16 protein-coding genes, 2 tRNA genes, 1 pseudogene and 1 riboswitch are annotated in these 19,801 nt (G+C 64.7%); of the genes and pseudogenes, 12 read left to right on the forward strand and 7 right to left on the reverse strand.

The window, feature by feature from the left end; all coding sequences use genetic code 11:
* Together H276_RS24445 and H276_RS0102760 are read right to left on the reverse strand one after the other, a co-directional pair.
* Nucleotides 1-144, reverse strand: a pseudogene (locus H276_RS24445) (IS1380 family transposase); the annotation flags it as partial.
* A gap of 222 nt (nucleotides 145-366) precedes the next feature.
* A complete protein-coding gene (locus H276_RS0102760) occupies nucleotides 367-681 on the reverse strand; it encodes a hypothetical protein (protein WP_019969779.1) in 315 nt (104 codons plus the stop codon).
* A gap of 47 nt (nucleotides 682-728) precedes the next feature.
* Nucleotides 729-794: riboswitch (Fluoride riboswitch) on the reverse strand.
* Between the two features lie 154 nt (nucleotides 795-948).
* On the opposite strand from H276_RS0102760, the gene ettA reads away from it, so the two are divergent.
* From ettA to H276_RS0102785, 4 genes are all read left to right on the forward strand, one after another.
* On the forward strand, nucleotides 949-2,625 hold the full coding sequence (gene ettA / locus H276_RS0102765; protein WP_026356521.1) for an energy-dependent translational throttle protein EttA: 1,677 nt from the start codon (nucleotides 949-951) through the stop codon (nucleotides 2,623-2,625).
* A 17-nt stretch (nucleotides 2,626-2,642) separates the two neighbouring features.
* Nucleotides 2,643-2,870: a hypothetical protein gene (locus H276_RS0102770; RefSeq protein WP_155942930.1), complete on the forward strand. Its 228-nt coding sequence runs from the start codon at nucleotides 2,643-2,645 to the stop codon at nucleotides 2,868-2,870.
* A 185-nt stretch (nucleotides 2,871-3,055) separates the two neighbouring features.
* Nucleotides 3,056-3,850 carry an Fpg/Nei family DNA glycosylase gene (locus H276_RS0102780; protein ID WP_019969783.1) on the forward strand — a complete coding sequence of 265 codons (795 nt, stop codon included), beginning with the start codon at nucleotides 3,056-3,058 and terminating at the stop codon, nucleotides 3,848-3,850.
* Between the two features lie 37 nt (nucleotides 3,851-3,887).
* Nucleotides 3,888-5,579, forward strand: coding sequence for a sodium:proton antiporter (locus H276_RS0102785; protein WP_019969784.1), 1,692 nt, complete (start codon nucleotides 3,888-3,890; stop codon nucleotides 5,577-5,579).
* 4 nt (nucleotides 5,580-5,583) lie between these two features.
* Here the strand turns inward: H276_RS0102785 and H276_RS0102790 are convergent, their stop codons facing one another.
* The 4 genes from H276_RS0102790 to H276_RS0102805 all read right to left on the reverse strand — a co-directional run bounded on the left by H276_RS0102790 (nucleotide 5,584) and on the right by H276_RS0102805 (nucleotide 9,927).
* Nucleotides 5,584-6,432 carry a DUF1542 domain-containing protein gene (locus tag H276_RS0102790; RefSeq protein WP_019969785.1) on the reverse strand — a complete coding sequence of 283 codons (849 nt, stop codon included), beginning with the start codon at nucleotides 6,430-6,432 and terminating at the stop codon, nucleotides 5,584-5,586.
* Between the two features lie 51 nt (nucleotides 6,433-6,483).
* Nucleotides 6,484-7,671, reverse strand: a complete 1,188-nt coding sequence (locus H276_RS0102795; protein ID WP_019969786.1) for a serine hydrolase domain-containing protein — start codon at nucleotides 7,669-7,671, stop codon at nucleotides 6,484-6,486.
* Between the two features lie 427 nt (nucleotides 7,672-8,098).
* On the reverse strand, nucleotides 8,099-9,445 hold the full coding sequence (locus H276_RS0102800; RefSeq protein ID WP_019969787.1) for a hypothetical protein: 1,347 nt from the start codon (nucleotides 9,443-9,445) through the stop codon (nucleotides 8,099-8,101).
* A gap of 411 nt (nucleotides 9,446-9,856) precedes the next feature.
* Nucleotides 9,857-9,927 (reverse strand) — tRNA-Gly (locus H276_RS0102805).
* Between the two features lie 117 nt (nucleotides 9,928-10,044).
* On the opposite strand from H276_RS0102805, the gene H276_RS0102810 reads away from it, so the two are divergent.
* The 5 genes from H276_RS0102810 (at nucleotide 10,045) to clpX (ending at nucleotide 14,412) form a co-directional block, all read left to right on the forward strand.
* Nucleotides 10,045-10,118, forward strand: a tRNA-Pro gene (locus H276_RS0102810).
* Between the two features lie 41 nt (nucleotides 10,119-10,159).
* The gene (gene tig / locus H276_RS0102815; protein ID WP_019969788.1) at nucleotides 10,160-11,551 is read left to right on the forward strand and encodes a trigger factor; all 1,392 of its coding nucleotides are present in this window, start codon (nucleotides 10,160-10,162) and stop codon (nucleotides 11,549-11,551) included.
* A gap of 106 nt (nucleotides 11,552-11,657) precedes the next feature.
* Nucleotides 11,658-12,260 (forward strand): ATP-dependent Clp protease proteolytic subunit, encoded by a 603-nt coding sequence (locus H276_RS0102820; RefSeq protein WP_018599225.1) that lies wholly within the window; start codon nucleotides 11,658-11,660, stop codon nucleotides 12,258-12,260.
* Entirely contained in the window at nucleotides 12,257-12,904 is a 648-nt protein-coding gene (gene clpP2, locus H276_RS0102825) for an ATP-dependent CLP protease proteolytic subunit ClpP2 (protein ID WP_019969789.1), read from the forward strand. Before H276_RS0102820 ends, clpP2 begins: the two co-directional genes overlap by 4 nt.
* Nucleotides 12,905-13,131: 227 nt before the next feature.
* Nucleotides 13,132-14,412 (forward strand): ATP-dependent Clp protease ATP-binding subunit ClpX, encoded by a 1,281-nt coding sequence (gene clpX, locus H276_RS0102830; protein WP_019969790.1) that lies wholly within the window; start codon nucleotides 13,132-13,134, stop codon nucleotides 14,410-14,412.
* A 77-nt stretch (nucleotides 14,413-14,489) separates the two neighbouring features.
* Here the strand turns inward: clpX and fdhD are convergent, their stop codons facing one another.
* Nucleotides 14,490-15,314: a formate dehydrogenase accessory sulfurtransferase FdhD gene (gene fdhD / locus H276_RS0102835; RefSeq protein WP_026356522.1), complete on the reverse strand. Its 825-nt coding sequence runs from the start codon at nucleotides 15,312-15,314 to the stop codon at nucleotides 14,490-14,492.
* Nucleotides 15,315-15,488: 174 nt separating this feature from the next.
* Here fdhD and H276_RS0102840 point away from each other — a divergent pair, with 174 nt between their 5' ends.
* The 3 genes from H276_RS0102840 (at nucleotide 15,489) to H276_RS0102850 (ending at nucleotide 19,698) form a co-directional block, all read left to right on the forward strand.
* Nucleotides 15,489-16,307: a PfkB family carbohydrate kinase gene (locus H276_RS0102840; protein ID WP_026356523.1), complete on the forward strand. Its 819-nt coding sequence runs from the start codon at nucleotides 15,489-15,491 to the stop codon at nucleotides 16,305-16,307.
* Between the two features lie 308 nt (nucleotides 16,308-16,615).
* The gene (locus H276_RS0102845; protein ID WP_019969793.1) at nucleotides 16,616-18,550 is read left to right on the forward strand and encodes a 2-oxoacid:acceptor oxidoreductase subunit alpha; all 1,935 of its coding nucleotides are present in this window, start codon (nucleotides 16,616-16,618) and stop codon (nucleotides 18,548-18,550) included.
* A complete protein-coding gene (locus H276_RS0102850) occupies nucleotides 18,547-19,698 on the forward strand; it encodes a 2-oxoacid:ferredoxin oxidoreductase subunit beta (RefSeq protein WP_019969794.1) in 1,152 nt (383 codons plus the stop codon). The genes H276_RS0102845 and H276_RS0102850 overlap by 4 nt, the downstream gene beginning before the upstream one ends.
* The last annotated feature ends 103 nt before the right edge of the window (nucleotides 19,699-19,801 follow it).

Below are 19,801 nucleotides of genomic sequence, written 5' to 3' on the forward strand. Positions count from 1 at the left end.
CGCGATATGCACCTTGTCAGCCAACAGTTTCGGCAGTCCCGTCTGAGCAGCCAACGTCATCACCGGAACCAGCCCCGCGCACGACACCAGACGCTCATCATCGAAGACTGCCGAGGACGCAGTGAACCTGTGGGACACTTTCACCGGAAGTGCCTTTCTGAACTGGTCTGATTGATGCGTAGAGAACACCAATCCTCCCAGCTCAAGAGGCACTTTCCTCATTCCGACACCCCACGACCAGCCAGTTCATCAGTGGATCGAGGGTTAGCACGAATCCGATACGGATCATGCCCCCGACGGCTACTGATACTTGGCATCGGACACCACGCACCGCATGTGGGGTCGGCAAGCGCGATTCGATGCGGATCACCACGATGACGCTTCGCAGGCCAATGCCACGACGGCGGCGTGGAAGGTGCCGCAATCGGCGACCGGGCCTCGCTGCCCGGTGCCGGTCGCGATCCATCGGCTGCCGTTGCGCCGGACGCGGCCCACCACGACACCGTCAACGGCAACCACCTGGATGACCGCACTTTCCGGGAACAGCCGGGTCCACCGCACCGCCGATGTCTGCGCCAGGCGCGCCGCGGCGCGTTCCTCGCAGACCCGCCACTTTTCCCGGTGCAGCGTGCGTTCGGCGTCCTTGACGACCTCGATATCGGGGGTACTGCGAGTGTCCATGGCTTCTCCCTCGCCTCACGAGACATGGTCTCGCAACGGAACATTCATGCAAGGTAGAAGCCATCAGCGCCGGATGGCGCGAACGGTGGCGGAGCTTCATCGCCGACCACGAAACCGGGGTACCGCGGCTGGTTTTCACACTAGCAGCGCGGCGGCTGGCTGGGCTAGGCTCGATGCAGACATGGCGGTGGGACCCGCCTCCAACCGCGGCCCGACAGTGGGTTTCGCCGATGGTCCCTGCAGACGAACGACAGCTGCAGGGAGGGCATCGTGCAGTGGATTTATCAGCTGAACCGCGCGCGTGTGGTACGTGGCGACAAAGCCATCCTCGATGACGTCACACTGTCGTTCTTGCCGGGCGCCAAGATCGGCGTCCTCGGTCCCAACGGTGCCGGGAAATCGACGCTGCTGCGGGTGATGGCCGGACTGGAACAGCCATCGAACGGTGATGCGCGGTCGGCCCCGGGCGTTTCTGTCGGGCTGTTACCGCAGGAGCCGGTTCTCGATGAGAGCCAGACCGTGCTGGGCAACGTCCGCGCCGGTGTCGCCGACACCGAGGCGTTGCTGACCCGCTACGCCGAGATCACCGCGGGTCTGGCCGATAATTACAGCGACGAGCTGATGGCCGAAATGGGTTCACTGCAGGAGCAATTGGACCATCGCAACGCCTGGGATCTCGACGCGCGGCTGGAGCAGGCCATGGATGCGTTGTGCTGCCCGCCCGCCGATGCCGACGTGCGAGAACTGTCCGGCGGGGAACGCCGCCGGGTCGCGTTGTGCCGGTTGCTGTTAGCGCAGCCGGACTTGCTGCTTCTTGATGAGCCGACCAACCATCTGGATGCCGAAAGTGTGCAATGGCTCGAAGCCCACCTCGCCGGCTATCCGGGCACCGTGGTCGCTGTCACGCACGACCGTTACTTCCTCGACAATGTCGCAGGCTGGATCCTCGAGCTCGACCGCGGCCGCGTCTACCCCTATCAGGGCAACTACGCCACCTACCTGGATACCAAGGCGGCACGTCTTCAGGTGGAAGGCCGCAAGGACGCCAAGCGTCTGCGCCGGCTACAACGCGAACTGGACTGGGTACGGTCGGGAGCCAAAGCACGCCAAGCCAAAAGCAGCGCGCGGCTGCGCCGCTACGACGAAATGGCAGCCGATGCGGCCAACACCCGCCGGCTGGACTTCGACGAGATCCACATACCGCCGGGCCCACGACTGGGTAGCTTGGTTATCGAGGTCGAGCACGTGAGCAAGGCGTTCGCGGAGCGCGAACTATTTAGTGACTTGTCGTTCTCGTTGCCGCGCAACGGAATTGTCGGCATCATAGGCCCCAACGGGGTGGGCAAAACCACCTTGTTTCAGATGCTCACCGGAAACGAGGAACCCGACACCGGCACCATCCGCATCGGCGAAACGGCGCGCATCTCCTATGTTGACCAGAACCGCGCCTATATCGATCCCGACCGCACCGCTTGGGAAGTGGTCTCCGGCGGTGACGATCTGCTGCACATCGGGTCGGTGGAGGTGCCCTCGCGCGCCTACATAGCCGCGTTCGGGTTCAAGGGCCCCGATCAGCAAAAGCCTGCGCGGCTGTTCTCCGGCGGGGAACGCAACCGGCTCAACCTCGCCCTAACCCTCAAGCAGGGCGGCAACGTGCTATTGCTCGACGAGCCCACCAACGATCTGGACACCGAAACCCTTGCCTCCCTGGAGAACGCGATCATCGACTTCCCCGGCTGCGTCGTCGTCACCGCCCACGACCGCTGGTTCCTCGACCGCGTCGCCACCCATATCCTGGCCTGGGAAGGCACCGAAACGGCTCCCTCGCAATGGTATTGGTTCGAAGGGAACTTTGCCGGCTACGAACAGAACAAAATCGCCAGACTCGGCGCCGAAGCCGCCCGCCCCCATCGCATCACCCACCGTCGGCTCACCCGCGACTGACCGAAGGAGCCGCACCGATGTCACATGTAAAACTTCATGAGCAATACCGAGCGATGAACCGTTTGGAAGCGGCAGCCGAGCTGCGCCATTTGGCGGCCCAACTGGAATGGCATGGCTGCCTTTCCTACGGTGATGGAGCCGTCCCCATCCCGTACGAGCTTGAGCGGGAGATCGAAATCGATGAAAGCACCGACGGCACAGCCGTCAGATTCGAATACCGACTTAGGTGGCCGACGCGCGAATAGCACGTGAACCCCCGCTGTACACCGGCCTGGTCAGTTCGCGCGACCGGTTCACTGCGGCTGACTCAGAGCCGGTTAGGGTTACCGGCATGCGCGTGTACCTCGGTGCCGACGACCATCTGGCGTTCTATATCGCCGCGGACAAGGACCACGTCGCGTCGCCGGTCCCGAGCGTTCCCGCCTGAGCCATGCCAGAAGGGCACACCCTGCACCGGCTGGCCCGGCTACATCAGCGTCGCTTCGGCCGGGCGCCCGTCCTCGTGTCCAGCCCACAGGGCCGGTTCGCCGACGGCGCCGCCGACGTCAGTGGACGGGTGCTACGCAGATCCGAGGCGTGGGGCAAGCACTTGTTCCACCATTACGACGGTGGTCGCGTCGTCCATATCCACCTGGGGTTGTACGGAACGTTCACGGAAACACCGGTGCCGTTGCCGCTGCCGGTGGGGCAGGTGCGGATGCGCATGATCGGTGCGGAATACGGCACCGACCTGCGCGGCCCGACCGTGTGTGAGGTGATCGGCGAACCCGAGACCGTTGACGTCGTCGCGAAGCTCGGCCCGGACCCGCTGCGCGCAGATGCCGATCCGGAACTCGCCTGGAAGCGGATCGCCAGGTCGCGCCGACCAATTGGTGCGTTGCTGATGGATCAGTCGGTGATCGCCGGCGTGGGCAACGTGTACCGAAGTGAGCTGCTGTTCCGTCACCGCATCGACCCGTACCGGCTCGGCATTCACCTCGGGCAGGACGAATTCGCCGACATGTGGACCGACCTGGTGGCGCTGATGAAGGTCGGTGTGCGTCGCGGCAAGATCGTCGTGATCCGGCCCGAGGACGACCACGGTGCCCCGGCATACGGACCCGGTCGCCCCCGCACCTACGTCTACCGGCGGGCGGGAGACGCGTGCCGCGTGTGCGGAACGACGGTGCGTACCGCCGAATTGGAGGGTCGCAACCTCTTCTGGTGTCCCTCCTGCCAGAAGTAGCGCCGCGTCAACGCGTCCGCCCCGGGACAATCGACGGGTGGAATTGATCCTCGTCGTCGTCGGAGCCATCGTTGTCACAGCTATCGCTCACCGGCGCGGACTGGAACCTGCCCTGATCATCGTGGTCGTCGGCATCGCGGTGTCCTTTTTCCCGGATTTCGAGCCCCCTGAACTCGATTCACACATCCTGCTGACCGTGGTGCTGCCGCCGCTGCTGTACTCGGCGGCGCTCGGATTCTCGTTTCCGACATTCCTGCGCAATATCCGGCCGATCCTGGGTCTCGGAGTCGGTTTGGTGGTGGTGACAGCGTTCACCGTGGCTGCGGTGTCGTCGTGGTTGGTGTTGGTGCCGCTGACCTTTGGGCTGGCTCTGATCCTCGGGGCGATCGTGGCGCCCCCGGACGCGGTCACCGCGGTTGCGGTGGGCCGCAAGCTGGGCCTGCCGAAACGGGTCATGGCGATCCTGACCGGCGAGAGCCTGATCAACGATGCCGCGGCTCTGACCTTGTTCACCATCGCGGTCGCCCAGGTCGCGGGAACCCACACGTTCATCGAAGACCCGTTCCTGCTGTTCGCCTTCAGCGCAGTGGTGGGTCCGCTGGTGGGTGCCCTGATGGGCTACGTGACGTTGTGGATCCGACGCCGGCTGGCCAACCCGGGCCTGGAGACGGTCCAGGGCCTGGTGGTGCCGTTCGCGGCGTACATCGCGGCCGAGGAACTGCACGCCTCCGGCGTACTGGCGGTTGTCGTGGCCGGATTCGTAGTCGGCCACGGTTCGCTCGGTGCCGGCTATCAGACCCGATTGCAGGAACGGTACGTGTGGAACTCGGTCGACGTGCTGCTGGAGGCGTTCGTCTTCGCCTACATCGGCCTGCACCTGCGATTTGTGCTGGTGCACCTCAACGACGCGCACGAATCACTGGTGGAGGTCGGCATCGCGTCGGCGATCGTGCTGCTGATCGTCCTGGTGATCCGGCCACTGTCGGTGTTCATCATGTTCGGCCGCAACAAGTTGTTTCGGCACGTCGAGAACCGGTTGAGTGGGCCGGTTCTCGAACAGGTCGGGCGCCGCGCACCGGGTACGAGCCCACGGCGCAGCCGGATGGGCAAGTGGCGCTCGCGCGTCGACCGCAGGCCGCTGTCCTGGCGGGAGAGCGTCGTGGTGTCCTGGACCGGCATGCGCGGAGTGGTCACGTTGGCCGCGGCTGCCGCGATCCCCGCGACTACGGCCACCGGCGAACCGTTCCCGGAGCGGGCCACCATTCAGGCCATAGCGTTCGTCGTCAGTGTCGGCACGCTGTTGATCCAGGGGTGGTCATTGCCTCTGCTGATCCAACGGCTGCATCTGTCGCGGTTCTGCGACGACCTCGAGGTCGACCGGGAAGAGGAACTCAAGGCCGAGCTGGTGGTACACGCCGTCGCCGACGACGTGCTCGCGGACTTCCGCGAGAACCCTCCTGTACCCATGGATCCCCGCGTGCTGGACGAGATCGGCAATATCATCGCGCGCCATTCCCAGGACGCCGACGAAATGCCCGGTCCGGAGGCCCACACCCAACAGGCCGAAGTGTTCGCCGCGCTCTACCGCAAACTGCTCGCAGCACAGCGGAGCGCGCTGATCGCCGAGCGGGACGCCGGACGCATCGAGGACGAAGCGGTGCGGGCCATGCTGGAGCGGCTCGACCTGCAGGAGGCCGGGGTTTCAGCGCGGCTGGACAGCCGGTTCTGACAGCTCAGAAGTCGCCGCCCCCAAAATCGAATCCGCCGCTGTCCCAGCCGCCGCCGTCGAACCCGCCGCTATCCCAGCCGCCGGCGTCGGTGCCGCCCCAGTCGCCGGGGTCGGAGCTGCCGTCGTAGCCGCCGGTGTCCTGGCCACCGGCGTCATACCCACCGGTGTCCTGGCCCGCGGCGAATCCGTCGGAGTAGCCGTCCCCGTAGCCGTTCTCAAAGCCCTGCGCACCGTAGTTCACCCCGTGCATGCCGCCGAACAACGAGTCGAACAGCAGGACCGACCCCACGCCCCAAGCGCCGGCCACCAGCGCGGTCTTCCACCACGGCTCGGAATACCACCCGGCAGGCACGGGCCGGCCGGCCACGCGGCCGCCCGGGTAGTAGTTCGGGGTGCGCTGCGAGGGGGTGGGGGAGGCCTCGAGCTGGCGGCCCTCGAAGTTGATCGTGCGGTCCTCGGTGACTGCGCCCGCCGACCGCTGACCGGCCAGGGTCTCCAGCTCGGGGCCCGGATCTATGCCCATCGCGGTTCGCGCGGCGCGCACGTAATAGAGGCCCTCGATCGCGCTCTCCTTGGCAAGCGCGGCTTGCTTGGCCGTGGTTGCCTGGTCGATCTGCGAGGACGCGGCGGTGTAGCGCTCTGACGCATCGGCGAGCGCTTGCTTCGACGCGTCGTCGGTGCCGGTTAGGTTCAGCACCTGGCCGCCGAGCCGCTCGATGAGGCGACGCGCGTCGGCCTTGGCGTCGGCGAGGGATTCCTCGGTGCGCCGTCCTGCCGCTTTCGAGGAGCTGAAGAGGGTGAACGCTATCGCGGCGATGACGAGGACGATGAGTACCAGCAGGACGCTGTTCATGGCGTCCAGGGTACCGACCGGAAACGACGAAAACGGGTGCGCGAAAGTCTGTCAGATTACGCCGAGAGCGGAGTACACCTCGTCGGACAGAGCGACACTGCGGGGGTCGGCGTTGCACTTGGTGGCGTCGAAGTTGTTCATGACGTAGGCATAGCCGATGCGGTGTTCGAGGTCGACGAAGCCGAAGCTGCCGCCGGATCCGCCGTGGCCGAAAGTCTTCTTGTTGGGACCGTTGACGCCGCGTTGGTTGAGCATGTAGCCCAGGCCCCAGCCGTGGTCGGCGACGCGGGGGCCTAAGACGACGTCGGTGTCGAAGCCGCCCTGCGAGATCCGGCATTTCTCCATGTGTTCGAATGTGAGCAGCTTGCCTTGGGCGAGCGCGTTGTAGAAGGTCGCGAGACCGATTGCGGATACGTGCGCGTTGGTGGCGGGGAATTCGGCTGTGCGCCAGGCGATGATGTCGTTGGAGCCGAGTTCGTCGTCGGGGACGAAGCCCATGGCGACGGAGAACGCGGCCATCGGATGTTCGCTGATGCTGGTCGGATGGCCGGGGGCTTGGCCGGCTGCCAGCACATCGCGGATGTGGGGTTTGTTGACCATGACGGCGCAGCGGTGGTGGTGGGCTTTCGGGAGGCCGATGTGGACGTCGATGCCGAGCGGCTCGGCGATCTCGGTACGGAGGTACTGGCCGAGGCTGCGCCCAGTGACGCGGCGGACGAGCTCGCCGAGGATGAAGCCAAAGGTGACCATGTGGTACCCCTGTGCGGTGCCGGGCTCCCACCAGGGTTCGGCCTTGGCGATGTGCGCACAGACGGCGTCCCAGTCGAGCGTCTCTCCGGGTGTGAGGCGGGTGCGCGGGCCAATCACGCCGGCGCGATGGCCCATCACCATGGCGATGGTGATGTCCTGTTTGCCGGCTTGTGCGAACTCTGGCCAGTAGTCGGCAACGGGGTCGTCGAGGTTCAGTTCGCGGCGATCGGCGAGAAGGTGTATGCACGTGCTGGTCAACGCTTTTGAGCCGGAGAAAATGCTGGCGAGGGTGTTGCGGCGCCAGGGGTGTCGGCTGTCGATGTTGGCGGTGCCGCCCCAGAGGTTGACGACGAGATCGCCGTCGACCCAAACGGCGACTGCGGCGCCGATTTCGTTGCGGTCGCGGAAGTTTGCCTCAAAAGCCTCGCGCACCTTGTTGAATTTCGTGGCGCAGAAGCCGTCGGCGGAGATACGCGGGTGGTAGTTCACGAGCCTCCTGACGATGCGGCCGCTGCTGGAGCTTCGATCGTACGGATGCTGCCTGTTGAGACCGAGCGTCAGAGGCTTAGGGTCTGTTGCGGTTGGATTGCGATTCGGGTTCGGCGTTTGTCGAGAGGGTCCGTGCTGACTCGCGATGTGGGTCCAATGCTTTCCCCGAAGTCGACACCTTCGCCGCGCTCGCGGGCCGTGGCGGTTCGACGCTGATGCCAGTCGGCGTGGTCGAAGTTCGCAGTCACCAAGGACGGTTACCGATTGGAGAAACCGGCGGAGCGGTCGACGTTTCAGGTCTTGGGGTTGCCGCCGAGCGTGGTCGATGCGATCCGCAAGGAGCATCTAGCGAAGCAGCGCGGGCGTCCATGGCGAAAAATACGCCACTTCTTTACCGCTGACGCACACTCGCTCGGCGAGGACGGGTTCAACGTGTCTTATCCGAGTCCTTGCCCGGGCCACCGGGAATCCCACCCCGCACCGCGTGGGAGATGTTGTCGGTAACGTCCTTGAGCCGCGCGGTGATCGACGGCGTCTGCGCCCGCGATGACGGGGAGGGGCGGACAACCGAGGGCAGCGACCCCTGACCCAGTGACGGAATTGCCAGGCTTGGTGATCCGACCACGGCCTTGAGCGACGGGCGCACCAGCGGTCGTCGATCGGCCTCGATATCCGGCTCCTTGCTGGCTCCCGCTTTGAGTTCCACTGCCGGTGACTCCTGATCGGGCGAGGACTCGACCGCCGACGGATCCTGATCGGGTGTGGACTCCGGTACCTGTGAACTGACGGCCGGGGTGAAATCGGTGCGACCGGCCGGCTCCTTGCTGGCTCCCGCTTTGAGTTCCACCGCCGGTGACTCCTGATCGGGCGAGGACTCCGCTACCTGCGAACTGACGGCTGGGGTGAAATCGGTGCGACCGGCCGCCTCCTCGATGTTCTTTACCGCGGTGTCGACCGCCATGCCGACGATGTTGCCCGCGTCGCTGAATCCCTGGACGAAGCGTGCGCCGGCGTTGGTCAGCGCTTGGACCGGATCGCCGGTCTGCGCCAGGGTCATGTAGAACTGGTTCGGTGCGTCGATCCAACCGAGCAGGGCGAAGGACGTCGCTTGCAGGATGGTCGCGGAGAAGACGTTGACTGCTTCGACGCCGATGACCTCGGGCAGGGTCAACTCGCTGGTCGGCGGGATCGTGCTGGCCTCATCGCTGCCGGGCGGCACCGGCTCGGCCGGCAAGGGCTGGCTGAGGGCGTTGAAGATGTCGAGTCGCCCGTTTGCCGCCGTGCTGATGATCCCGGAGATGCCGTCGGTCGGGATGACGATTGCCTCCCCGAGCCTGATCCCGGCGAGCACGATGTTGGCCAAAGAGTTCTGCGTCCTCGGCACGATCTGAAACGCGTCGGTGGAGACCAGATTGTTCCACGCGTAACTGACGACACCGGTGACCGACGAACCCGCGATGCCGATGGACTGCAGCGGGGGGGTCCCGTCTGCCAGCGCCTGGGCGAAGGTCAGCGGGGCCAGCACGGCGGCGGTGTTCCCGCCGATGGTGCCGACGAAGATGAATGGCAGCTGCAGCTGAAAGTTTTCGACTTGATTGAGCAGTGTTCGCGAAATGAGTGCGCCGGGCGCTGGTTGGGCGGTCAGGTTGACCTCGTATCGAGCCATATGCCGCTGGTCGACCTCCGGCACTGAGGCGGCGCTGGTGATCGCCAAGGCACTGGCGCCGGCGACGGCGGCAGTGGCCAAGAACTTGGAACCCGCATTCACACGCATGTCACTCCCCACTGGAAATTTTCACCCGCGACCGGCAATAGCATACGGAGAAGTGGCGTGCGAGTGGGCACATTGGTGCGGGATTGCTGCGTCGGCTCTTCGGTGGATCGCGGCCCTACGGCACTTCGACGTGTGCGCTTGCCTGATCTGCGCGAGCTGATCGCCAACGAGGTTGGACTCACTGAGGGTATGACTCGTGCGAACGGTGAAAAGGCTTTGCCCAATCACAAAGGGTTAGCGTGGAGGCTTTGCGGCGATTCGAGCACCGTACGGCTCGGGCGTTATTCGTGCCAACTATATACATAGAAAATCTATATATTTTATATCCGGCCGGGACAGGAGAGTCACACGAGGGGCGCAGGCCTCTGGGAAGAAAAAGGTCAGAGGGCGAAAACGCCCTCTGACCAGGGGAGCGGGCGACGGGAATCGAACCCGCGTAGCTAGTTTGGAAGACTAGGGCTCTACCATTGAGCTACGCCCGCGTGTGCAGCACAGGAGACTGTACCGGTGCGCCCCGAATCAAATCCAATTGAAGGCTTTGTCCGGTGAGCCCGTAGTATCTCGCGTGGTCCGTTCGCGGCTTTTGCCTGCCGAACAGACGGGGTGTAGCGCAGCTTGGTAGCGCATCCGCTTTGGGAGCGGAAGGCCGCAGGTTCAAATCCTGTCACCCCGACTCGCCCGCCAGTACGACAGAACTATCTAGGAGTGACAAGAGTGAAGAGCACGGTCGAGCAGTTGAGCCCCACGCGGGTGCGCATCAATGTGGAGGTGCCCTTCACCGAACTGGAGCCAGACTTCGACCGTGCTTTCAAGGAGCTTGCCAAGCAGGTCCGGCTGCCAGGCTTCCGTCCGGGCAAGGCGCCGCGCAAGCTGCTCGAGGCCCGCATCGGTCGGGGCGCCGTGCTGGAGCAGGTTGTCAACGAAGTGTTGCCGAGCCGCTACAGCGAGGCTGTGACGACGTCTGACGTCAAGCCGCTGGGCCAGCCCGACATCGAGGTCACCAAGCTGGAGGACGGCCACGAGCTGGTGTTCACCGCCGAGGTGGATGTCCGCCCGGAGATCACGCTGCCCGACCTGGAAGCGCTGAAGATCACCGTTGACCCGATCGAGGTCACCGATGAGGAGGTCGACGCCGAGCTGCAGTCGCTGCGGGCCCGGTTCGGCACCCTGACCGGTGTCGATCGCGCGGCGCAGGAGGGCGACTTCGTCTCCATCGACCTGTCGGCCACCGTCGACGGCGAGGACGTGCCGGAGGCCAAGACCGAGGGGATGTCGCACGAGGTCGGCTCCGGCCAACTGATCAACGGTCTCGACGACGCCGTCATTGGCCTCAAGGCAGGCGAGTCCAAAGTGTTCACCACCAAGCTGCTCGCCGGCGAACATGCCGACAAGGACGCCGAGGTGACCGTGACCGTAAAGTCGGTCAAAGAGCGCGAGCTTCCCGAGCCCGATGACGAATTCGCTCAGCTGGCAAGCGAATTCGACACTTTCGAGGAACTCAAGAGCAGCCTCGTCGATCAGGTGAAGCGCGCCAAGAGCATGCAGCAGGCCGAGGAGATCCGCGACAGGGCGCTCGAGGAGCTGCTGGAGCAGACTGAGGTGCCGCTGCCGGAGAAGATCGTGCAGGCCCATATCGACGACACCCTGCACAGCGCGATCCACGGTTTCGAACACGACGAGGACCGCTTCGCCGAGCAGTTGACCGAACAGGGCAGCAGCCGTGAGGAATTCGACGACCACAACCGCACCAACGCGGAAAAGGTCGTCAAGACCCAGTTGCTGATCGATGCGCTGGCCGACAAGCTCGGCATCCAGGTGGGTCAGAACGACCTCACGGAGCGCTTGGTGCTCATGTCGCGTCAGTACGGCATGGAGCCGCAGCAACTGGTCCAGATCCTGCAGCAGAACAACCAGCTGCCGGCGATGTTCGCCGATGTACGCCGCGGGCTGACCATCGCCGCTGTGGTGCATGCCGCCACTGTCACCGACACCGACGGCACTGTTGTCGACACCACGGAGTACTTCGGACCGACTGGTGGCGAGCAGGCCGAGGGTGTCGAGGACAGCAGCGTCGAGGCCGAAAAGGACGCCGACAGCGCCGAGTGACGCTGTGAGCGAACGCGCCCCTGTCAGGGACTGCGTGGCCGCGCGGTTTGGTTAATGTCGTCAGTACCAAGACGTAAGAGAAAGCAGGTATCCAGTCGTGACTGACATGCGTTCGAACGGGAGCGGGTTCAGCCTCGTCGACTCCGTCTATGAGCGCTTGCTCGCCGAGCGGATCATCTTCCTGGGCTCCCAAGTTGACGACGACATTGCCAACAAGCTGTGTGCGCAGATTCTGCTGCTGTCGGCGGAGGATCCGACCAAGGACATCCACCTCTACATCAACTCGCCCGGCGGCTCGATCAGCGCCGGCATGGCGATCTACGACACCATGGTGCTGGCGCCGTGCGACATCGCGACCTACGCCATGGGCATGGCCGCGTCGATGGGTGAATTTCTGCTCGCCGCCGGCACGAAGGGCAAGCGTTACGCGCTGCCGCACGCCCGCATCCTGATGCACCAGCCGCTCGGCGGTGTCACGGGCAGCGCGGCCGACATCGCGATCCAGGCCGAGCAGTTCGCGGTCATCAAGAAGGAGATGTTCCGGCTCAACGCCGAGTTCACCGGGCAGACGATCGAGCGCATTGAGGCCGATTCCGACCGCGACCGCTGGTTCACTGCGCCGGAGGCCCTCGAGTACGGCTTTGTCGACCACATCATCACCAGCGCCAACGTCAACGGCACCGGACCGGGAGCAGGACTAGACAAATGACCGACCACACCGATCCCCGCCTTCAGCCGCAGGCCCGCTACATCCTGCCGTCGTTCATCGAGCACTCCAGCTTCGGCGTCAAGGAGTCCAACCCCTACAACAAGCTGTTCGAGGAGCGCATCATCTTCCTCGGCGTGCAGGTGGACGACGCGTCGGCCAATGACATCATGGCGCAGCTGTTGGTCCTGGAGTCGCTGGATCCCGACCGCGACATCACCATGTACATCAATTCGCCGGGTGGTTCGTTCACGTCGCTGATGGCCATCTACGACACCATGCAGTACGTGCGGGCCGACATCCAGACCGTGTGCCTGGGTCAGGCCGCGTCGGCCGCCGCGGTGCTGCTCGCCGCCGGCACTCCTGGTAAGCGTCTCGCCCTGCCGAACGCCCGCGTGCTCATCCACCAGCCCTCGCTCGGTGGCGTCATCCAGGGCCAGTTCTCCGATCTGGAGATCCAGGCCGCCGAGATCGAGCGCATGCGTACGTTGATGGAGACCACGCTGGCGCGGCACACCGGCAAGGATCCCGAGATCATCCGCAAGGACACCGATCGCGACAAGATTCTCACCGCCGAGCAGGCCAAGGACTACGGCATCATCGACACGGTGCTGGAGTACCGGAAGTTGTCGGCGCAGAAGTCGTAACCCGACCGATCGTCTCGGCAGCGACACGCCCGAGAAACAGTCAGCGCGCTGACGGGTGGTAGGCCGCAGGAGACGATATGTTCTCCTGCACAGGTAAATATCACCGACGCGATTCGGCTTTATCGGTCGCACCGCGGAGGAGCGAACGGGTAGCGTCGGGTTAACGCCCGGGGAAACCCTCGGAATGGCGAAACGACTGACCGTCAACAGGAAGTAGGACCCCCCGAATGGCGCGCATCGGAGACGGCGGTGATCTGCTGAAGTGCTCGTTCTGTGGAAAGAGTCAAAAGCAGGTCAAGAAGCTCATCGCGGGTCCCGGCGTCTACATCTGCGATGAGTGCATCGACCTGTGTAACGAGATCATCGAGGAGGAGCTCGCCGACGCTGACGACGTCAAGCTCGACGAGTTGCCCAAACCCGCGGAAATCCGCGAGTTCCTCGAGGGCTACGTGATCGGTCAGGACACCGCGAAGCGGACTCTGGCGGTGGCTGTCTACAACCACTACAAGCGCATTCAGGCGGGGGAGAAGTCCCGCGACTCGCGCTCCGAGCCCGTAGAGCTGACCAAGTCGAACATCCTGATGCTGGGGCCCACCGGCTGCGGTAAGACGTATCTGGCCCAGACGCTGGCCAAGATGCTCAACGTCCCGTTCGCGATTGCGGATGCGACGGCGCTGACCGAGGCCGGGTATGTCGGCGAGGACGTCGAAAACATCCTGCTCAAGCTGATCCAGGCCGCCGATTACGACGTCAAGCGGGCCGAGACCGGCATCATCTACATCGACGAGGTCGACAAGATCGCCCGCAAGAGCGAGAACCCATCGATCACCCGCGACGTCTCCGGCGAGGGCGTCCAGCAGGCGTTGCTGAAGATCCTCGAAGGCACCCAGGCTTCGGTGCCACCGCAGGGCGGTCGCAAGCATCCGCATCAGGAATTCATCCAGATCGACACCACCAACGTGCTGTTCATTGTCGCGGGCGCGTTCGCCGGGCTGGAGAAGATCGTCTCTGACCGGGTTGGTAAGCGCGGCTTGGGCTTTGGCGCCGAGGTGCGGTCCAAGGCCGAGATCGACACCCAGGATCATTTCGCCGAGGTGATGCCCGAGGACCTGATCAAGTTCGGGCTCATCCCCGAGTTCATCGGCCGCTTGCCGGTCGTGGCCTCGGTGACCAACCTCGACAAGGAGTCGCTGGTCAAGATCCTCTCCGAACCCAAGAACGCGCTGGTCAAGCAGTACGTGCGGCTGTTCGAGATGGACGGCGTCGAGTTGGAGTTCACCGACGAGGCGCTGGAAGCCATCGCCGATCAGGCGATTCACCGCGGCACCGGCGCCCGCGGCCTGCGCGCCATCATGGAAGAGGTGCTGCTGCCGGTCATGTACGACATCCCCAGCCGCGACGACGTCGCCAAGGTTGTCGTCACCAAGGAGACCGTGCAGGACAACGTGCTTCCGACCATCGTGCCGCGCAAGCCGTCGCGGGCAGAGCGCCGCGACAAGACCGCATAGTTTTCTCTCCGCGAGATTGCCCTGAGGGTCGTGATTCCAACCGGATCACGACCCTCAGCGCATTTTCGACGAAGTATTCAGGAGGTCACTCGGTCAGCGCGGGTGTAGACGTTCATCGACTCGCCCCGCAGGAACGCGACCAGGGTCAGGCCCGATTGACTGGCGAGGTCGACAGACAGTGAGGACGGCGCGGACACTGCGGCGAGGATGGGGATACCTGCCATCACGGCCTTCTGCGTCAGTTCGAACGAGGCTCGGCCGCTGACCAGGAGCACGGTGCCTGTCAGTGGTATGCGGTTCTGTTCGAGCGCCCAGCCGATCACCTTGTCGACTGCGTTGTGCCGGCCGATGTCCTCGCGCACCACCAACATGGCGCCATCGGTGGTGAACAGGGCAGCCCCGTGCAGGCCGCCGGTGGTGGCGAAAATCTTCTGGGCTTTCCGCAGCCGGGGTGGCATGGCCGACAGCGCGTCGGCGGAGACCGCGGACGGATCGTCGCCGGGGCAGTATCGGCTGATCAGCCGCACCGCCTCCAGTGATGCTTTGCCGCACACCCCACATGAGGACGTGGTGTAGAAGTTGCGGGTGATGTCGACAGCAGGAGGCGGGACATGCGGAGCCAAGGTCACATCGAGCACGTTGTAGGTGTTGACGCCGTTCTCGGTGGCGCCCCGACAGTACCGCACGGTCAGCACATCATCGCGATTCCCGATAAGTCCCTCGGTGAGCAGAAAGCCTTGGGCCAGTTCGATATCCGAGCCGGGTGTCCGCATGGTGACGGTGATGGGTGTGCCGTCGACCCGGATCTCCAAGGGTTCTTCGACGACGAGCGTCTCGGCCCGCCGCTCCACCCCGGACGCGTTCAAATGAGCGGCGCGGCGGCGTGTGGTTACCCGGCCCACGGCGGCCTGCTCCCAGTCACGTTTCCAACCTAGTCCTACCCGGATACACCACGGGTTCCGTCCGGACGCTGCGCGGTCCCGCTACCATTTCGCCGCATGGCCATGGGCGTGCGCTCAGACCACACCGACCAGCACCGGGAGACTCGTTCGATGCCGAAACAGCTCGTCCCGGGCGTGACAGTGTTGGGCAATCTGGCGATCGACATCATCGACGGTTCGTCACCCAGCCCGGGCGGTTGTGCGTCGTTCGCCGGGGTGGCGCTGGAGTCAGCCGCCGGGATGCGGCGCATCGTGGCGATGGGAGCCGAGGCCGACCATGAGTTGTTCGGTGACGTGCTGGACCGCTTCGGATCGATGGTGCGGTTTCTGCCGGCCGACCGCACGAGCGGTTTCCGCCTCGACTACGACGACACCGATCACCGGCGCATGTCGGTCGATGCGCTCGGGCCCGTGTGGACTCCGGCCGACATCGACACCGCCGACCCGCAGACCACCTGGGTCCACCTGGCCCCGCTGCTGCGCACCGATTTCCCCGCAGCAACCCTGGCTCATCTGGCTGCCCGTGGGCAACGCATCGCCTACGACGGCCAAGGGTTGGTGCGGGCCGACCGGCTGGGCCCGCTGGTCCAGGACCGAAACTTCTCGCCCGAGCTGCTACGTCACCTCGACGTGCTCAAACTGGCCGAGGATGAGGCGGTGATCGTCGCCGACGGTCCGTTCGATGCGGCAATCGCTGAGAGGCTCGGTGTGCCGGAGATCGTGGTGACCTACGGCTCGGAGGGCTGTGACATCTATTCCGAAGGAGCTGTCGTGCGGGTGCCCGCAGCCTGGCGGGTGATGGGGGTGCAGAGCACAGGGGCCGGGGACATGTTCACCGCGTGCTATGTGGCCAACAGGGCCGTGGGTGCATGTGCCTCCCGGGCCGCTGAACTGGCCAGTGAGCTCGTCGCTCAGGAACTCGACAAGCGGGTGCGGATCGCACCCGAACTGTAGGTGTGGTGTCCTGGCCGAGTGCTGGCCCGGAGCTACTCATCGGTAGCCGTTCTTAGAGAATGACATTCTCGCCAAGGTGATGAAAACCACAATGCTGTCTCATCTTGGTCTGCTACACGTCACTGATCAGCGCCTTCGGCGATTTATCGCCCGCGTGTCGGGCAGGGCCGCGGTAAAGGACAACCTAAGAGCAGTGCAATAATCGGTACTGCTAGTGACATCAAAATTTTGGTGGACGTCGAACCAGCGGCGCGTCTGAGAGGGCAGCGACACGGCTAGGCGGCCGAACAGCGTGAAAGGCGGGAGCCGTGGGTGACAACGGAAACGGCAACGGCGCCGCACCGAGGCAAAAACTGGAGAAGGTAGTCATCCGGTTCGCCGGTGACTCCGGCGACGGTATGCAGCTGACCGGTGACCGCTTCACCTCCGAGGCGGCGCTCTTCGGCAATGACCTTGCCACCCAACCGAATTACCCGGCCGAGATCCGCGCACCACAGGGCACGCTGCCCGGTGTGTCGTCGTTCCAGATCCAGATCGCCGATTACGACATCCTCACCGCCGGTGATCGTCCCGACGTGCTAGTCGCGATGAACCCGGCCGCACTCAAGGCCAACGTTTCCGATCTTCCGCACGGCGGCCTGATCATCGCCAACTCTGATGAGTTCACCAAGCGCAACCTGGCCAAGGTCGGCTACGACACCAACCCGCTCGAGACCGACGAGCTCTCCGACTACGTCGTGCAGTCGGTCGCGATGACCACCCTGACGCTGGGAGCGGTCGAGGCGATCGGCGCCACGAAGAAGGACGGCCAGCGCGCCAAGAACATGTTCGCGCTCGGGCTGCTGTCGTGGATGTACGGCCGCGAGCTGGAGCACAGCGAGAACTTCATCCGGGAGAAGTTCTCCGGCAAGCCTGAAATCGCCGACGCCAACGTGCTGGCCCTGAAGGCCGGCTGGAATTACGGCGAGACGACCGAGGCATTCGCGACCACGTACGAGGTCTCGCCGGCCAAGCTCGCTGCCGGCGAGTACCGGCAGATCTCGGGCAACACGGCGCTTGCATACGGCATCGTCGCGGCCGGCCAGCTCGCCGATATCCAGGTGGTGCTTGGCACCTACCCGATCACGCCGGCGTCGGACATCCTCCACGAGCTGTCCAAGCACAAGAACTTCAATGTGCTGACCTTCCAGGCCGAGGACGAGATCGCCGGCATCGGTGCGGCCATCGGGGCCTCGTATGGCGGCGCGCTGGGTGTCACCAGCACATCAGGCCCGGGCGTCTCGCTGAAGTCCGAGGCCATTGGCCTTGCGGTGATGACCGAACTGCCGCTGATCGTCATCGATGTGCAGCGCGGTGGCCCGTCGACAGGCTTGCCGACCAAGACCGAGCAGGCCGATCTGCTGCAGGCGATGTTCGGCCGCAACGGTGAGTCGCCGGTCGCGGTGCTGGCACCCCGGTCCCCGTCTGACTGCTTCGAAATTGCGGTCGAGGCCGCGCGTATCGCGGTGCACTACCACACCCCGGTGATCGTCCTCTCCGACGGCGCAGTCGCCAACGGCTCGGAACCGTGGCGTATCCCCGACGTCACCGCCTACCCACCGATCGAGCACACCTTCGCCGAGGAAGGCAAGCCGTTCCAGCCCTACGCCCGTGACCCGGAGACGTTGGCGCGGCAGTTCGCCGTGCCGGGCACTCCCGGCCTTGAGCACCGCATCGGTGGGCTTGAGGCGGCCAATGGGTCGGGCAACATCTCTTACGAACCGAAGAACCACGATCTGATGGTCCGGTTGCGTCAGGAGAAGGTCGCCGGCATCGCGGTGCCCGATCTCGAGGTTGACGATCCCAGCGGCGACGCGGAACTGCTGATGCTGGGCTGGGGCAGCAGCTACGGACCGATCGGGGAGGCCTGCCGCCGCGCCCGGCGCAAGGGCATCAAGGTCGCTCAGGCGCATCTGCGCTACCTCAACCCGTTCCCGGCCAACCTCGGCGAGGTACTGAAGCGCTACCCGAATGTGGTGCTGCCGGAGATGAACCTCGGTCAGCTTGCGCTGCTGCTGCGAGGCAAATACCTGGTCGACATTCAGTCGGTGACGAAGGTGGAGGGTATGGCTTTCCTCGGTGATGAGGTCGAGGGCATCATCGACGCCGCCCTGGACGGCTCATTGGGTGAAAAGGAAAGTGACAAGGCCAAGTTCGCGCGGTTGGCGGCGGCTACTGTCGAGTCTGTGGGAGCGAGCGCATGACAACAGCGAGAAGCGAAGCGGATCGCGCATCGGCAATAGCGAGAAGCGAAGCGGATCGCGCAGCGGCCCAGATTATCGGTGCGGACCACAGGGATCTCGGCCTGACGGCCCTGAACAAGACGGCCCTGGTGCCTACCACCGACACGCCTCAGAAAGGCAAGGACTTCACCAGCGACCAGGAGGTCCGCTGGTGCCCCGGGTGCGGTGACTACGTCATCCTCAACACCATCCGCAACTTTTTGCCAGAGTTGGGCCTGCGCCGCGAGAACATCGCGTTCATCAGCGGCATCGGCTGCTCCAGCCGGTTCCCGTACTACCTGGAGACCTACGGCTTCCACTCGATCCACGGTCGTGCCCCGACCATCGCGACCGGCCTGGCGCTGGCCCGGCCGGACCTGTCGGTGTGGGTCGTCACCGGGGACGGCGACGCGCTGTCGATCGGCGGCAACCACCTGATCCACGCGCTGCGCCGCAACATGAACATCACGATCCTGCTGTTCAACAACCGGATCTACGGCCTCACCAAGGGTCAGTACTCGCCGACGTCGGAGATCGGCAAAATCACCAAGTCGACGCCGATGGGCTCGCTGGACTACCCGTTCAACCCGGTTTCGCTGGCCCTTGGCGCCGAGGCGACGTTCGTCGGCCGCGCACTGGACTCCGACCGTAAGGGCCTGTCCGAGGTGCTGCGTGCCGCCGCGGCCCACCGCGGTGCGGCGCTGGTCGAGATCATGCAGGACTGCCCGATCTTCAACGACGGCTCGTTCGACGCGCTTCGCAAGGAGGGCGCCGAGGACCGGTTGATCAACCTGCGGCACGGCGAGCCGATCACCTTCGGCGCCGACGGTGAGTACTGCGTGGTCCAGTCTGGCTATGGCCTCGAAGTGGCCAAGACCGCCGATGTGGCCACCGAACAGATCGTGGTGCACGACGCACACGTTGAAGACCCGGCGTATGCGTTCGCGTTGTCGCGGTTGAGTGAGCAGAACCTCGACCACATGGTGACGGGCATCTTCCGGATGGTCAGCAAGCCGACCTATGACGACGCTGCCCGTCAGCAGGTCAGCTCGGCACGCGACGCCAAACCGCATGACGCTGCCGCCTTGCAAGAGCTGCTGCGCGGCAAAGACACGTGGACCGTCGACTGACCAGGGCACGCTGACTTCTGCTCCTCGCGTGCGCTGGCGTGACTTCTGTTCCTCGCGTGCGCGCAGTCTTCCCGCTCCTCACGTGCGCGTGCGCTAACGTCAC

Origin of the sequence: Mycobacterium sp. 141, from assembly GCF_000382405.1 — a bacterium.
In the GTDB taxonomy this organism is placed as follows: Bacteria; Actinomycetota; Actinomycetes; order Mycobacteriales; family Mycobacteriaceae; genus Mycobacterium.

Coding starts and splice junctions, on each gene's coding strand:
- H276_RS0102760 (WP_019969779.1), bottom strand. CDS start 681: ATGGACACTCGCAGTACCCCCGATATCGAGGTCGTCAAGGACGCCGAA.
- H276_RS0102770 (WP_155942930.1), top strand. CDS start 2,643: ATGTCACATGTAAAACTTCATGAGCAATACCGAGCGATGAACCGTTTG.
- H276_RS0102780 (WP_019969783.1), top strand. CDS start 3,056: ATGCCAGAAGGGCACACCCTGCACCGGCTGGCCCGGCTACATCAGCGT.
- H276_RS0102790 (WP_019969785.1), bottom strand. CDS start 6,432: ATGAACAGCGTCCTGCTGGTACTCATCGTCCTCGTCATCGCCGCGATA.
- H276_RS0102800 (WP_019969787.1), bottom strand. CDS start 9,445: ATGCGTGTGAATGCGGGTTCCAAGTTCTTGGCCACTGCCGCCGTCGCC.
- H276_RS0102820 (WP_018599225.1), top strand. CDS start 11,658: ATGCGTTCGAACGGGAGCGGGTTCAGCCTCGTCGACTCCGTCTATGAG.
- clpP2 (WP_019969789.1), top strand. CDS start 12,257: ATGACCGACCACACCGATCCCCGCCTTCAGCCGCAGGCCCGCTACATC.
- clpX (WP_019969790.1), top strand. CDS start 13,132: ATGGCGCGCATCGGAGACGGCGGTGATCTGCTGAAGTGCTCGTTCTGT.
- H276_RS0102850 (WP_019969794.1), top strand. CDS start 18,547: ATGACAACAGCGAGAAGCGAAGCGGATCGCGCATCGGCAATAGCGAGA.